The organism is Pseudomonas taiwanensis (assembly GCF_013393345.1).
GTDB lineage: Bacteria > Pseudomonadota > Gammaproteobacteria > Pseudomonadales > Pseudomonadaceae > Metapseudomonas > Metapseudomonas resinovorans_C.
On sequence record NZ_QJRF01000064.1, the window covers coordinates 14952 to 28703 of the forward strand.

A 13752-nucleotide genomic window follows, 5' to 3' on the forward strand; every position below is an offset into this window, starting at 1 on the left:
TCGTTCAGCGGGCGATAACCTCCAGCCACTCCAACAATAAGATCGCCCCGCCAAGCAGCGGCGGCGGAGGGCATTTGCAATGGCTCCCAGTGTGCTGATCGTCGACGACGATCCGCTGATCCGTGAACTGCTCCAGTCCTACCTCGCCCAGGAGGGCTACCAGGTACGATGCGCCAGCACCGCCGAACAGGCCGAAGCCTCGCTGGCGGAAAGCCCGGTCGACCTGGTGATGCTCGACATCCGCCTGCCGGGCAAGGACGGCCTGACCCTGACCCGCGAGCTGCGCGTGCGCTCGGAGGTCGGCATCATCCTCATCACCGGCCGCAACGACGAAGTCGATCGCATCGTTGGTCTTGAATGCGGCGCCGACGACTATGTAGTCAAACCCCTGAATCCCCGTGAGCTCGTGTCCCGCGCCAAGAATCTGGTGCGCCGTGTACGTCATGCCCAGCAACCGGTCGCCGCCGCCCCGTCCACCCAGCTCAAGCGTTTCGCCGGCTGGACGCTGGACAACGATCGGCGCCGCCTGATCGACCAGGACGGCAGCGAAACCCTGCTCACCCATGGCGAGTTCCAGTTGCTCAGCGTCTTCCTGCGCAATGCCGGGCACACCCTCAGCCGCGACCAGTTGATGGACCAGATCCGCAACCGCGAATGGCTGCCCAACGATCGTTCCATCGATGTGCTGGTAGGGCGACTTCGCCGAAAGCTGCGCGACGATCCGGCCGAGCCGCAGCTGATCATCACCATCCACGGCGCGGGTTATCTATTCACCGCCACGGCCAGCGCCGCCTGAGCCCATGGCGCGCGCCTGGCTGCTGGCCATCCTCCTGTTCTGCGGTGCTGCCCAGGCCGCGCCTGCGGTGCGCTACTGCGACTACCCGGTCTATCCGCCGATTTCCTGGAGTGACGGCAAGCAGGTACGCGGCCTGGCGCCGACCGTGGTCAAGGCGGTGTTCGCCAGACTCGGCCTGGACGTGGACGTGGTGGTGCTGGGCAACTGGAAACGCTGCCTGATGGATGCCGCACAAGGGCGGGTAGACGTGGTGCTGGCCTATCGAACGCCCGAGCGCCTGGCCGACCTGGCCTTCGCCGATGTGCCCGTGCTGCGCGAAGAAGTGGCGGTCTTCTACAACCGCAAGCACCCACTCCAGGTGGACAGGTTGGAAGACCTCAAGCGCTATCGTGGCGGCCTGTTGTTCGGTGAGAGCTATGGCGACGCCTTCGACCAGATCGTCGTCCGCGCCGGCAATATTGAATGGGTCTCCGATAGCCAGCAGAACTTCGGCAAGCTGATCCGTGGACGCATCGATTTCATCCCCTACGAACGGCGCACCGGCCTGTTGTACATCGAACACCTGCTTGGCGGTGCTGACATCCGGGCGCTGCCCCTGACCCTGGCCGTCGACCACCTGCGCCTGGCGGTGTCCCGGCAGTCCCCGCTCGCCGCGCGCATGGCGGAGATCGACGCCGAGTTGCAGCGCCTGGCCGACGGCGGCGAGATCGAGCGCTGGTTGGCCGAGAGCGAAGCCACCTATCGCGACATGGTCGCCCAGCCGGAGTCCCGGCCATGACTGCACCGAAACCTGCCAGCGGCCTGCTGCGCCGGCTGTTGCTGTTCATCCTGCTGTTCAGTCTGTGCTTTACCCTTGTCGCCAGCGCGGTACAGCTGCACCTGGAGTACCGCCGCGAGATGCGCGACATCGAGGCGCGACTGGAGCTGATCCGCGTCGGCTACCTGGCCAGCTTCGAACGCAGCCTCTGGGACCTCAACCAGGAGCAGTTGAAGATGCAGCTGCGCGGCCTGGCGGACTTTCCCGACATCGCCCGAGTGCGCCTGACCAGTGCCGATTTCGACCTGCAGGAAGGCGCCAGCGAGCCCGCCGGCCCGCTGCGCCGCGCGAGCTTTCCACTCTCCTACCAGCCCCCCAGCGGTGAACGGCGCCAGCTCGGTGAGCTGGAAGTCGCTGTTGACCTCGGGGCTGTCTACCAGCGCCTTTATGCCACCGGTCTTACCAGCCTTCTGTGGATGGGGATCTTCCTCTGCGGCCTTGCCGTGACCCTTTCCTGGCTGTTCCACCGCCTGGTCACCCGTCACCTGCAGGTGATGGCCGACTTCGCCCGCCGGGTCGGCGCCGGTGACTGGTACGAGGCGTTGCATCTGGATCGCCGGCCCGGCCGTGGCGCCGACGAGATCGATACGGTTGCCCAGGCCCTGGATGACATGCGCCGGGCCATCCTCGACGACATCCAGCGCCGCGAGGAAGACCGCGCCGCCTTGCAGGGCATGGTGGAGCGGCGCACTGCCAGCTTGCAGCGGGCCAAGGAAGACGCCGAGACCGCCAACCTGGCCAAATCGCGTTTCCTTGCCACCATGAGCCATGAGATCCGCACGCCGCTCAACGGCATCCTCGGCATGGCAGAACTGCTGCGGGGTGCTTCGCTGGATGAGCGCGACGGCAAACGCCTGGAGGCCCTATACAAGGCCGCCGAAGGCTTGCTGGCGATCCTCAACGAGGTGCTCTATTTCGCCCGCCTGGAAGAAGGGGAGGGCCGGCCCGAGCTGGTCGACTTTTCGCTGCCGGCGCTGTTGGATCAGGTGCTGACCTTGCTGGAACCGCGGGCCAGCGCCAACGGCACTATCCTGCGTACGCGCATCGACGCCCGGGTGCAGGGCCGCTGCTACGGTGCCGAGCAGTTCCTGCGTCAGGTGCTGAGCAACCTGCTGGCCAACGCGGTGAAGTTCACCGAAGAGGGGGAGATCCTCGTCGAGGTGCAATTGCTGGAAAGCCGGGATGCGGGACAACGCTTGCGCATCAGTGTCACCGACGACGGGATTGGCATCGCCCCGGAGCTGCAGACGAAGATTTTCGAGCGCTTCACCCAGGCCAGCGAGGCCGTGGCCCAGCGCTACGGCGGCACTGGCCTGGGGCTGGCCATCAGCAAGCGTCTGGTGGAGCTGATGGGCGGGCGGATCGGTGTCGAGAGCGTGGAAGGCGAGGGCAGCTGCTTCTGGTTCGAGCTGGAGCTGGCTGCCGCGCGAAACCTGCCTTCCGTTCCGAATGTCGTTCCGCAGCAAGAGCCACTGGATGTGCTGGTGGTGGAGGACGTCGCACTCAACCGCGAGGTGGTGTCCGGGCTGCTGGAGCGCGACGGCCATCGGGTCACCCTGGCCGAAGACGCTGAACCGGCGCTGCGGGTGTGCCGGCAGCGGCGCTTCGACCTGATCCTCCTCGACCTGCACCTTCCCGGCATGTCCGGCATCGACCTGTGCCGGCTGATCCGTGCCGATGAACAAGGCGCCAACCGCAGTAGCCGCATCCTTGCGTTCACCGCCAGCCTGCAGCCGGCGCTGGTTCGCAGTTGCCTGGATGCCGGCATGCAAGGTGCGCTGGCCAAACCGCTGAAACTCGATGACCTGCGCCGGGCACTGGCCGGGCAGGGGGGGACGCAGGATAGCGATGGCGCGGCCGAATTGCTGGACCGGCAATTGCTGGATACCCATCGTGGCCTGCTGGGCGAGCAGAAGGTCCAGGGGCTGCTGGTCATGTTGCGGCGCATGCTCGATGAACAGCGTGCGGGCCTGCTGGAAGCCCTGGTCGCCCAGGACTGCGCCGAAGTTGGACACCTCTCCCACCGCCTCGCCGGCAGCAGCGAATCCCTTGGCCTGCGGGCTTTGGCGACGTGCCTGCGGGAGCTGGAAACCCTGGCGCTGGTCGGTGATGCCAACGCCCTGCAGGCGCTGAAGCCGCGTCTGGAAGAACTGTTGGTGCGTTCGACGGAGGTGCTGGACGCACAGCTGCAAGGCGCTTCGTAGGAATCGAACAAATTCCTTACGACTTTTTACAACTTCGATCCCCACGTACAACGGGGTCTTACAAGTCCTTCCAATAATCGGTCCGAACCGCGTCCAACGCGGTCCTCGTGGCCTATTGGAGACAAGAATAATGACCCGCAAAGCCCACCTGTCCCGCCACCTCCATTTGGAGGTGCGTCATGTCTGAAGATCGCATCCAGCTCACTCGCGCGCTGAAAAGCCGCCACATTTTCATGCTGTCCCTCGGCGGCGTGATCGGCACCGGCCTGTTCATGGGCTCGGGCGTCACCATCAACCAGGGTGGCCCGGCCGGCGCCGTGCTGGCTTATCTGGTAGCCGGCGTGCTGATGTACCTGGTGATGGTCTGCCTCGGTGAGCTCTCGGTGCAGATGCCGGTATCCGGCTCCTTCCAGGCCCATGCCACCCGTTACATCGGTCCCGGTACCGGCTTCATGATCGGTTGGGTGTACTGGATGAGCTGGGCCACCACCGTCGGCCTGGAGTTCACCGCTGCCGGCATGCTCATGACCCGCTGGTTCCCCGATGTGCCCATCTGGTACTGGTCGGCACTGTTCGTGGTGGTGCTGTTCTCCCTCAACGCCCTGGCCACTCGTGCCTTCGGTGAGGCGGAGTACTGGTTCTCCGGAATCAAGGTGGCGGCCATCCTCGGCTTCATCATCGTTGGACTCCTGGCAATCTTCGGCGGCCTGCCGCTGGCCAGCGGTGAGCCGGCCCCGATGTTCTCCAACCTGATCGGCGACAGCCTGTTCCCCAACGGCCTTTCCGCGGTGTTCGCCGTGATGATGGCGGTGGTCTACGCGTTCCAGGGCTGCGAGATCATGGGCGTGGCCGCAGGTGAAACCGACCAGCCGGAAAAGAGCATCCCGCGCGCGGTGCGCAACGTGGTGTTTCGCGTGCTGATCTTCTATGTGCTCGCCATCGTCGTGCTGTCGGCCATCGTGCCCTGGCAACAAGCCGGCCTGATGGAAAGCCCCTTCGTCCAGGTCTTCGACATGGTGGGCATTCCCTTCGCCGCCGACCTGATGAACTTCGTCATCCTCACCGCCATCCTCTCGGTGGGTAACTCGGGTCTCTACGCTTCCACCCGCATTCTCTGGGCCATGTCCAAGACCGGGATGGCACCACGCAGCCTGACAACACTCAGCAAGCGCGGTGTACCGCTGCGTGCCCTGAGCATCACCCTCTGCTTCGCGCTGCTGTCGCTGCTGACCAGCGTGGTGGCCGCCGACACGCTGTTCATGGTGCTGATGGCCATCAGCGGCATGGCCGGCACCGTGACCTGGATCGTCATTGCCCTGGCCCAGTACCGCTTCCGTCGCGAGCACTACAAGGCGGGCGGTACCGTCCAGGACCTCAAGTACGCAGCGCCGTTGTACCCCTTCCTGCCGCTGGCTTGCATCCTGCTGTGCAGCTCGCTGTTCGTCTTCCTGGCACTGGACCCGACGCAGCGCCCGTCGCTCTACTGGGGCTTCGGCTTCGTCGGTGTCTGCTACGCCGTCTACTTCTTCCTGCAGTTCAAGCGTCAGCGCCAGGCGATGGTCGCACCTGCGGTGTAACACCAGCGCGAACGTCCGGGGGTCAGGCCTGCGGCCTGATTGGCGAATGAATTCGCCCCTACAGAAAGCGTGCAAGTCTTCAACTCCACACTGACTGCCCCCTCTCCCTTTGGGGCGAAGAGGCACGCCTTCGGAAGCACTGCTTTCGGTGCCGATGAGCGCCAGATCGCGAAGCGATCTGGCCGGGGCGCAGAGCGGGGTTGGGGTGAGGGTGGCCAATCCTCCGCTCGAGATTCTTGCCCGGCTTGCGTCGGTTCCGAGTTGTTCAAAGATGTAACAAGCGTCGTTTCCACTCCGCTTTCATTCGAATAAATTGCATTAAAAACAAGCACTTAAGTATGTGTTGCGGCGTTACATACCTCAAATGGGCAGGATTGCCGCCTTCCTGAACACTCGTTTAGGATCGCCCTTAATTCCTCATCACCAATCACAACAAGACGAGGGTTGCGATGACCACCTTGCTCAGCCAGGTCGAAGCCGGTGTCGCCCGGATCACCCTGAACCGCCCCCAACAGCGCAATGCGCTGGATATTCCCACCCTGAACGCCCTGCTCGAACTGCTAGCGGCCCATGAGGCCGATCCGGCCGTGCGCGTTGTGCTGCTGACCGGCGAAGGTCGCAGCTTCTGCGCGGGCGCAGACCTCGCCGAATGGGCTGAGGCCGAAGCGCGGGGTGAGCTGGAAACCTACGGCTGGACCGAAGCCGCCCACGCCCTGATGGGCCGGCTGCATGGCCTGGCAAAACCCACCATCGCCGTCATCAATGGCACGGCTGTCGGTGCGGGAATGGACCTGGCGCTGTGCTGCGATTTCCGCATTGCCGGCGCTTCGGCGCGCTTCAAGGCCGGTTACACCGGCATGGCCTACTCGCCGGACGCGGGGGCCAGTTGGCATCTGCCACGCCTGATCGGTGGCGAGCAGGCCAAGCGTTTGCTGTTCCTCGACGAACTCTGGAATGCCGAACGGGCCCTCTCCGCAGGACTGGTGGGTGAAGTCTGCGCTGACGAGCAACTGCAGGCCGTCGCAGGTGAGTTGGCTGCGCGCCTGGCTGTTGGTCCCACCTTCGCCTTTGCCCAGGCCAAGGCGCTGATTCGCGATGGCGCCAGCCGCAGCCTCGCCCAGCAACTGGAAGCCGAACAGGCCGCCGGGTTGCTCTGTGGCCGCAGCGAAGACGCCGCCGAAGCGCTGCGCGCCGTGGCCGAGAAACGTTCCCCTCAATTCAAAGGCCGCTAAGCGCGGGCAGGTGACTCCCATGGATTTCAAACTGACCCAGGAACAGGAAATGCTCGTCGAGGCGGTGAAGAGCTTCGTCGAGAAGGAACTGCTGCCCCATGAAGAGGAAGTGGACCGCGCCGATGCCGTGTCCCCGGAGCTGGCCGCGCAGATTCGCGGCAAGGCGCTGGCGGCCGGTTTCTATGCCTTCAACATGCCGGAAGAAGTCGGTGGCGGCGGGCTCGACTACCTGTCCCAGGCTTTGGTCGAGCGCGAGCTGTCCAAGGTGTCCTGGGCGCTGCACGTTTTCGTCGCGCGGCCCTCGAAAATCCTCATGGCCTGCAAGGGCGAGCAGATCGAGCAGTACCTGCTGCCCAGCATCCAGGGCGAGAAGATCGACTGTTTCGCCCTGACCGAACCGGGCGCCGGTTCCGACGCCAATTCCATCAAGACCCGCGCGGTGCGCGATGGCGATGATTTCGTCCTGAACGGTGCCAAGCACTTCATCAGCCATGCCGGCCACGCCGACTTCGCCATCGTCTTCGCCGTCACCGACACCTACGAGCACAACGGCAAGAAGCGTAATGCCGTCACTGCCTTCCTGGTCGACAAGGGCACCGCCGGCATGACCGTGCGCCGTGGCCCCCGCTGTGTCAGCAACAAGGGCTACCACACCTACGAGATCTTCTTCGATGACTGCCGCGTGCCGGCCTCCAAGGTCCTTGGGGAAGTGGACAAGGGCTGGGAAGTGGCCAACGCCTGGCTCACCGCCGGCCGTGTGATGGTCGCCGCCAACTGCGTCGGCCAGGCCCAGCGTGCCCTCGACCTCTCGCTGCAATGGGCCGCCGACCGCAAACAGTTCGGTCAGCCCATCGGCACCTATCAGGGCATCTCTTTCAAGCTCGCCGACATGGCCACGCAGATTCGCGCGGCCGAGCTGATGACCCTGCACACCGCCTGGAAGATGGACCAGGGCAGCATGACCGACGGCGAAGCCGGCATGGCCAAGCTCTTCGCCAGCGAAGTGCTGGGCAAGGTGGCCGACGAGACGGTGCAGATCTTCGGCGGCATGGGCCTGATGGACGAAGGCCCGGTGGAGCGCATCTGGCGCAACGCGCGGATCGAGCGCATCTGGGAAGGCACTTCGGAAATCCAGCGCCACATCATTTCCCGCGAACTGCTGCGGCCGTTGCTGCGCTGACGCTTTCGTTCCCCTCTCCCTTGGGGAGAGGGGCTAGGGGTGAGGGAAATCCGGCAAAACCTATTCCGAGATCCGACATGAATCGAGACAACCTCAAGCGCCTGCTGGCGCCCCGGCACCTGGCCTTCATCGGTGGTCGCAGCATGGCCCGCGCCCTCAAGCGCTGCGCCGAAGGTGGCTTCGCCGGCCAGATGTGGCTGGTCAATCCGCAGCACGCCGAGCTGGAAGGCGTGCCCTGCGTGGCCAGCGTCGCGGACCTGCCGTGCGGGCCGGACGCGGTGTTCATCGCCACCAACCGTGAACAGACGCTGAACAGCGTCGCAGCCCTGGCCGCCAAGGGAGCAGGCGGCGCCATTTGCTACGCCTCCGGCTTCGCCGAAACCGGCGCCGAGGGTCAGGCTCTGCAGGCGCAGTTGCTGGCAGCGGCCAATGACATGGCGCTGCTCGGACCCAACTGCTACGGCCTGCTGGACTACCTCCACGGCGCCGCCCTCTGGCCGGTGGCCCACGGTGGCCAACTGGTGGAGAAGGGCGTGGCCGTGCTCACCCAGAGCGGCAACTTCGCCTACAACCTGTCCATGAGCGACCGCTCCCTGCCGATCGCCTACATGGCCTCGGTGGGCAACCAGGCGCAACTGGGCGTGGCTGAGCTGATGGATGTGCTGCTGGACGAACCCCGCGTCACTGCCATCGGCTTGCATCTGGAAGGTCTGAAGAACGTACCGGGCTTTGCTCGTGCCGCGCACAAGGCCCTGGAGAAGGGCATCCCGATCATCGCCCTGAAGACCGGCGTCTCGAAGATCGGCGCCGAGTTGGCTCTCAGCCACACCAGCTCCCTGGCCGGCTCCGATGCGCTGTACGACAGCCTCTTCGAGCGCCTCGGGGTGATCCGCGTCAGCGGTCCGGTGAGTTTCATGGAGACCCTCAAGGCCGCTGCCTGCGGCAAGTTGCCTGCCGGCCCCGGCCTGATTGCCCTGGCCTGCTCCGGCGGCGATGCGGGTCTGATCGCCGACTACGCCGAAGTCAACGCACTGCAACTGCCGAAGCTGGACGACGGCCAACGCCGCGAGCTGGCACAGGTCCTGCCGGGCTACGCCAACATCGCCAACCCGCTGGACTTCACCACCGCCATCTGGGGCGACGGGGAAGCCCTCGCACGCATGCTCGACAGTGCGATGAGCAGTCCTGCTGACGCCGCGCTGCTGGTGCTCGATTACCCGGGCGAGGAGACCGGAGAGCGGCCCCAGTGCGACCTGCTGCTGGAGCTGTACTGCGAAGCCCTGGAGCGCCACGGCAAGACCGGTTTCATTGCCTCTGCCTTCCCGGAACTGCTGCCGGAATCCGCCCGCGAGTACCTGCACGCCCGTGGCGTCGCTGCCTTGCAAGGCGTGGAGGACGGCCTGGCCGCCTGGGGCCGGATCGCCGCCTACAAGCAACGCCGTGAAGCACTGCTGGCCCGGGGCGAGTCGGCCCTGGTGCCCCTGAGTCCATCGCCTCTGGCCGGTGGCGAGTTGCTGGATGAATGGCAATCCAAACAGGCCCTGCGCACCTTTGGCCTGCCAGTTCCGCAAGCGCTGCTCAGTACGCCGGAACGTGCCGTGGAGGATGCCGGCCAGCTTGGCTACCCGCTGGTGCTGAAAGCTGTCAGCGCAGACCTGCCACACAAGACCGAAGCCGGCGCCGTGGCCCTCAACCTGCGTGATGCCGAAGCGCTGCAACGGGCCCTGGGCGAAATGCGGCAACGCATTGCCGCCTACGCACCGGGCGTGGCCTTCGACCAGGTACTGCTGGAGCGCATGGCTACACCGCCACTCGCGGAGCTGATCGTGGGCGTCAAGCGCGAGGAAGGGTTCGGCCTGGCCCTGGTGATAGGCGCCGGCGGCATTCTCGTCGAGTTGCTGAAGGACAGCCGCAGTCTGCTGCTGCCCACCAACGATGCCGCGATCCGCGATGCCTTGCTGAGCTTGCGCAGTGCGCCGCTGCTCACCGGCTTCCGTGGTCGCCCTGCGGCACACCTGGACGCGCTGGTGGCCGCCATTCGCTCGGTGGCCGACTACGCCTGCGAGAACGCCGGACGCTTGCTGGAGCTGGATGTGAATCCGCTGCTGGTCGGCGCCGATGGTGCCGTGGCGGTGGATGCGCTGATTCGTATCGCGGAATGACGACTCTCCTGTAGGAGCCAGCTTGCTGGCGAAACTCTTGTGTTTAGCCGTTCGCGAGCAGAGCTCGCTCCTACAGGTTCTGGCATCGATTCGAGGAGACACCTCATGCAACACCAGAACACTCTCACCGGCGGCCAGGCCCTGGTTCGCCTTCTGGCCAACTACGGCGTGGACACCGTGTTCGGCATCCCCGGCGTGCATACCCTGGAGCTGTATCGCGGCCTGCCCGGCAGCGGCATCCGGCATGTGCTGACCCGCCACGAGCAAGGCGCAGGTTTCATGGCTGACGGCTATGCACGGGTCAGCGGTAAGCCGGGTGTGGCCTTCATCATCACCGGTCCGGGCGTGACCAACGCGGCTACCCCCATCGGCCAGGCCTACGCCGATTCGATCCCGATGCTGGTCATCTCCAGCGTCAACCACACGGCGAGCCTCGGCAAAGGCTGGGGCTGCCTGCACGAAACTCAGGACCAGCGCGCCATTACCGCCCCCATCACCGCGTTCTCCGCCGTGGCCCTGACCCCGGAAGATCTGCCTGAGCTGGTGGCGCGCGCCTATGCCGTGTTCGATGGCGAGCGTCCGCGTCCGGTGCATATCTCGGTTCCGCTCGATGTGCTGGCCGCCCCGGTAGCGCGTGACTGGACTGCCGAGGTGGTACGCCGTCCCGGCCGGGGCGTGGCCGATGGCGAATCCCTGGACGCTGCCGCCAAGCGACTGGCGGCAGCCACGCGGCCGATGATCATTGCCGGCGGTGGCGCGCTGGAAGCAGCGGGTGCCGTGCAGGCACTCAGCGAGCGCCTGGGCGCTCCGGTGTTCACCAGCGTGGCCGGCAAGGGACTGTTGCCGCCGGATGCCCCGCTCAATGCCGGTGCCAGCCTTTGCGTAGCGACGGGATGGGAGATGATCGCCGAGGCCGACCTGGTCCTCGCCGTGGGGACCGAGATGGCTGATACGGACTTCTGGCGCGAGCGCCTGCCGCTGTGCGGCGAACTGATCCGCGTCGACATCGATCCACGCAAGTTCAACGATTTCTACCCCTGCGCCGTCGCGCTCAAGGGTGATGCCCGCCAGACCCTTGAGGTGCTGCTGCAGCGCCTGCCGGAAACGAGCAGGGCAGGGGAGGTATCCGCCGCCCGTGTCGCCCGGCTGCGTGAGGCCATCCGCAACGGTCACGCGCCGCTGCAAGGTATTCACCAGTCGATTCTCGACCGCATTGCCTCCACGCTGCCGACCGATGCCTTCATCAGCACCGACATGACCCAGCTGGCCTACACCGGCAACTACGCCTTCGCCAGCCGGGCACCGCGCAGCTGGTTGCACCCCACCGGCTACGGCACCCTCGGCTACGGCCTGCCGGCCGGCATCGGTGCCAAGTTCGGCGCACCGGAACGGCCCGGCCTGGTGCTGGTGGGGGATGGTGGTTTCCTCTACACCGCGCAGGAACTGGCGACCGCCACGGAGGAACTCGACAGCCCGCTGGTGGTGCTGCTGTGGAACAACGACGCCCTGGGCCAGATCCGCGACGACATGTTGGCCCTGGATATCGAGCCGGTGGGCGTGTTGCCGCGCAACCCGGACTTCGCCGGCCTGGCCCGCGCCTTCCATTGCGCCGTGAAGCAGCCCCGCAGCCTCGACGAACTGGAAGACGACCTGCGCGCAGGCTTCGGCCACCCCGGCGTCACCCTGATCGAACTGAAACATGCCTGTGCTCGTTGAGCACGAGGCAAGGAGTTGAACATGCGCTTTTCCGACCTCACCCAACGTATTGCCGGCGACGGCGCGGCGGCCTGGAACATTCACTACCGTGCGCTGGAACGCCAGGCCCGCGGTGACGACATCCTCCTGCTGTCGGTCGGCGATCCTGATTTCGACACGCCGCAACCGATCATCCAGGCGGCCATCGACAGCCTGCTCAACGGCAACACGCACTATTCCGACGTGCGCGGCAAGGCCACCCTGCGCCAGCGCATCGCCTCCTGGCACAACCAGCGCAGTGGGCAGACCGTCGGCCCTGACGAAGTGGTGGTCTTGGCCGGTGCGCAGTGCGCGTTGTTCTGCGTTGTGCAATGCCTGCTCAATCCGGGTGACGAGGTCATCGTCGCCGAGCCCATGTATGTCACCTACGAAGCCGTGTTCGGCGCCTGCGGCGCGAAAGTGATCCCGGTGCCGGTACGTTCGGAGAACGGTTTCCGCATCCAGGCGGAAGACGTGGCTGCCGCGATCACTCCGCGCACCCGTGCCCTGGCCTTGAACAGCCCGCACAACCCCTCCGGCGCCAGCCTGCCGCGTTCCACCTGGAACGCCCTGGCCGAACTTTGCATCGCCCATGACCTGTGGATGATCTCCGACGAGGTCTACAGCGAGCTGCTGTTCGAGGGTGAGCACATCAGCCCGGCCAGCCTGCCGGGCATGGCCGAGCGCACCGCGACCATCAACAGCCTGTCCAAGTCCCACGCCATGACCGGTTGGCGGGTGGGCTGGGTCGTAGGCTCGAAGGAGTTGTCCGGGCACCTGGAGAACCTCGCCCTGTGCATGCTCTACGGCTCGCCCGACTTCGTTCAAGATGCCGCCTGCGTCGCACTGGATGCTCGCCTGCCTGAGCTGGAAGCCATGCGCGAGGCCTATCGGCAGCGGCGCGACCTGGTCTGCGCGAGCCTGGAAGGCTGCCCCGGCTTGCGTGCGCTGAAACCGGACGGCGGCATGTTCGTGATGGTGGATATCCGGCCGACGGGGTTGTCCGCTCAAGACTTTGCTGATCGGTTGCTGGACAACCATGGCGTGTCGGTACTGGCGGGTGAAGCGTTCGGCCCCAGCGCGGCCGGCCATATTCGCCTGGGGCTGGTGCTGGGCAGTGAGCCGCTGCAGGAGGCCTGCCGCCGCATTGCCCGCTGTGCAGCCGAACTGATTGATCAACTAGAAATCGCATGAATGAAGGTTTGCGTTGCGCGGCGAATCCCTCATCGTTGGGCTTCGCTGCGCTCTGCACCAACCTACGGACAGTGCCATAAGGACCACCCATGAAGATTCTGATCGTCCATGCCCACCCCGAGTCGCAGTCGTTTTGCAGCGCCTTGCGCGATCTCGCAGTGGAAACCCTGCAAGGGCAGGGGCATGAAGTCCGCCAGTCCGACCTCCACGCACTGGAGTGGAACCCGGTCGCCAGCGCCGCCGATTTCAGCGAGCGGCAGAACCCGGATTACCTGGTCTACGCCCTGGAGCAGCGCGAAGGTGTGAAGGCCGGCAAGATTGCACCGGACATCCAGCGCGAGCTCGACAAGCTGCTCTGGGCCGACCTGCTGATCCTCAACTTCCCGCTTTACTGGTTCTCGGTGCCGGCCATCCTCAAGGGCTGGATCGACCGGGTGCTGGTATCCGGCATCTGCTACGGGGGCAAACGTTTCTATGACCAGGGCGGCCTGGCCGGCAAGAAGGCGCTGGTGACCCTGACCCTGGGTGGCCGCGAGCACATGTTTGGCGACGGCGCCATCCACGGCCCGTTGGAAGACATGCTGCGTCCGCTGCTGCGTGGCACCCTGGCCTACGTCGGCCTGGAGGTCCTGCCGCCCTTCGTGGCGTGGCACGTGCCCTACATCAGCAACGATGCCCGCCAGGATTTCCTCCGCACCTATCAGGATCGCTTGCAGGGCCTGGAGCAGGATGTGCCGCTCGAGTTTCCCCGGCTCGACCAGTTCGACGACAAGTTGTACCCATTGCCTCGTTGAGTGCACCAAGGCCGCCCCAGGGCGGCCTTCTTTTTTCCGGATCACCTCTCTTGTAGGAGCGA

The 13752-nt window shown here is 65.5% G+C and carries 10 protein-coding genes; all 10 read left to right on the plus strand.

Annotated features, from left to right (window positions below; all coding sequences use genetic code 11):
- Positions 1-79 precede the first annotated feature (79 nt).
- The 10 genes from DM872_RS17045 to DM872_RS17090 all read left to right on the plus strand — a co-directional run bounded on the left by DM872_RS17045 (position 80) and on the right by DM872_RS17090 (position 13690).
- Positions 80-796, plus strand: a complete 717-nt coding sequence (locus DM872_RS17045; protein WP_179060582.1) for a response regulator — start codon at positions 80-82, stop codon at positions 794-796.
- A 4-nt stretch (positions 797-800) separates the two neighbouring features.
- Positions 801-1574 (plus strand): substrate-binding periplasmic protein, encoded by a 774-nt coding sequence (locus tag DM872_RS17050; RefSeq protein WP_179060583.1) that lies wholly within the window; start codon positions 801-803, stop codon positions 1572-1574.
- Complete coding sequence (locus DM872_RS17055) at positions 1571-3817, plus strand: ATP-binding protein (RefSeq protein ID WP_179060584.1); 2247 nt, start codon at positions 1571-1573, stop codon at positions 3815-3817. Before DM872_RS17050 ends, DM872_RS17055 begins: the two co-directional genes overlap by 4 nt.
- A gap of 179 nt (positions 3818-3996) precedes the next feature.
- Complete coding sequence (locus DM872_RS17060) at positions 3997-5394, plus strand: amino acid permease (protein ID WP_179060585.1); 1398 nt, start codon at positions 3997-3999, stop codon at positions 5392-5394.
- A 449-nt stretch (positions 5395-5843) separates the two neighbouring features.
- Positions 5844-6626, plus strand: a complete 783-nt coding sequence (locus DM872_RS17065; RefSeq protein WP_179060586.1) for an enoyl-CoA hydratase/isomerase family protein — start codon at positions 5844-5846, stop codon at positions 6624-6626.
- 19 nt (positions 6627-6645) lie between these two features.
- Positions 6646-7806 carry an acyl-CoA dehydrogenase family protein gene (locus DM872_RS17070; protein ID WP_179060587.1) on the plus strand — a complete coding sequence of 387 codons (1161 nt, stop codon included), beginning with the start codon at positions 6646-6648 and terminating at the stop codon, positions 7804-7806.
- 77 nt (positions 7807-7883) lie between these two features.
- Positions 7884-9968 carry an acetate--CoA ligase family protein gene (locus tag DM872_RS17075; protein WP_179060588.1) on the plus strand — a complete coding sequence of 695 codons (2085 nt, stop codon included), beginning with the start codon at positions 7884-7886 and terminating at the stop codon, positions 9966-9968.
- A gap of 105 nt (positions 9969-10073) precedes the next feature.
- Entirely contained in the window at positions 10074-11684 is a 1611-nt protein-coding gene (locus tag DM872_RS17080) for a 5-guanidino-2-oxopentanoate decarboxylase (RefSeq protein WP_179060589.1), read from the plus strand.
- Positions 11685-11705: 21 nt separating this feature from the next.
- The gene (locus DM872_RS17085) at positions 11706-12896 is read left to right on the plus strand and encodes a pyridoxal phosphate-dependent aminotransferase (protein WP_179060590.1); all 1191 of its coding nucleotides are present in this window, start codon (positions 11706-11708) and stop codon (positions 12894-12896) included.
- Positions 12897-12985: 89 nt separating this feature from the next.
- The gene (locus DM872_RS17090) at positions 12986-13690 is read left to right on the plus strand and encodes an NAD(P)H-dependent oxidoreductase (protein ID WP_179060591.1); all 705 of its coding nucleotides are present in this window, start codon (positions 12986-12988) and stop codon (positions 13688-13690) included.
- Positions 13691-13752: the final 62 nt, after the last annotated feature.

What these genes read in the sequence shown, in the direction of transcription:
- DM872_RS17055 (WP_179060584.1), top strand. Translation starts at nt 1,571, where the DNA reads ATGACTGCACCGAAACCTGCCAGCGGCCTGCTGCGCCGGCTGTTGCTG.
- DM872_RS17080 (WP_179060589.1), top strand. Translation starts at nt 10,074, where the DNA reads ATGCAACACCAGAACACTCTCACCGGCGGCCAGGCCCTGGTTCGCCTT.
- DM872_RS17050 (WP_179060583.1), top strand. Translation starts at nt 801, where the DNA reads ATGGCGCGCGCCTGGCTGCTGGCCATCCTCCTGTTCTGCGGTGCTGCC.
- DM872_RS17060 (WP_179060585.1), top strand. Translation starts at nt 3,997, where the DNA reads ATGTCTGAAGATCGCATCCAGCTCACTCGCGCGCTGAAAAGCCGCCAC.
- DM872_RS17085 (WP_179060590.1), top strand. Translation starts at nt 11,706, where the DNA reads ATGCGCTTTTCCGACCTCACCCAACGTATTGCCGGCGACGGCGCGGCG.
- DM872_RS17065 (WP_179060586.1), top strand. Translation starts at nt 5,844, where the DNA reads ATGACCACCTTGCTCAGCCAGGTCGAAGCCGGTGTCGCCCGGATCACC.
- DM872_RS17070 (WP_179060587.1), top strand. Translation starts at nt 6,646, where the DNA reads ATGGATTTCAAACTGACCCAGGAACAGGAAATGCTCGTCGAGGCGGTG.
- DM872_RS17090 (WP_179060591.1), top strand. Translation starts at nt 12,986, where the DNA reads ATGAAGATTCTGATCGTCCATGCCCACCCCGAGTCGCAGTCGTTTTGC.
- DM872_RS17075 (WP_179060588.1), top strand. Translation starts at nt 7,884, where the DNA reads ATGAATCGAGACAACCTCAAGCGCCTGCTGGCGCCCCGGCACCTGGCC.
- DM872_RS17045 (WP_179060582.1), top strand. Translation starts at nt 80, where the DNA reads ATGGCTCCCAGTGTGCTGATCGTCGACGACGATCCGCTGATCCGTGAA.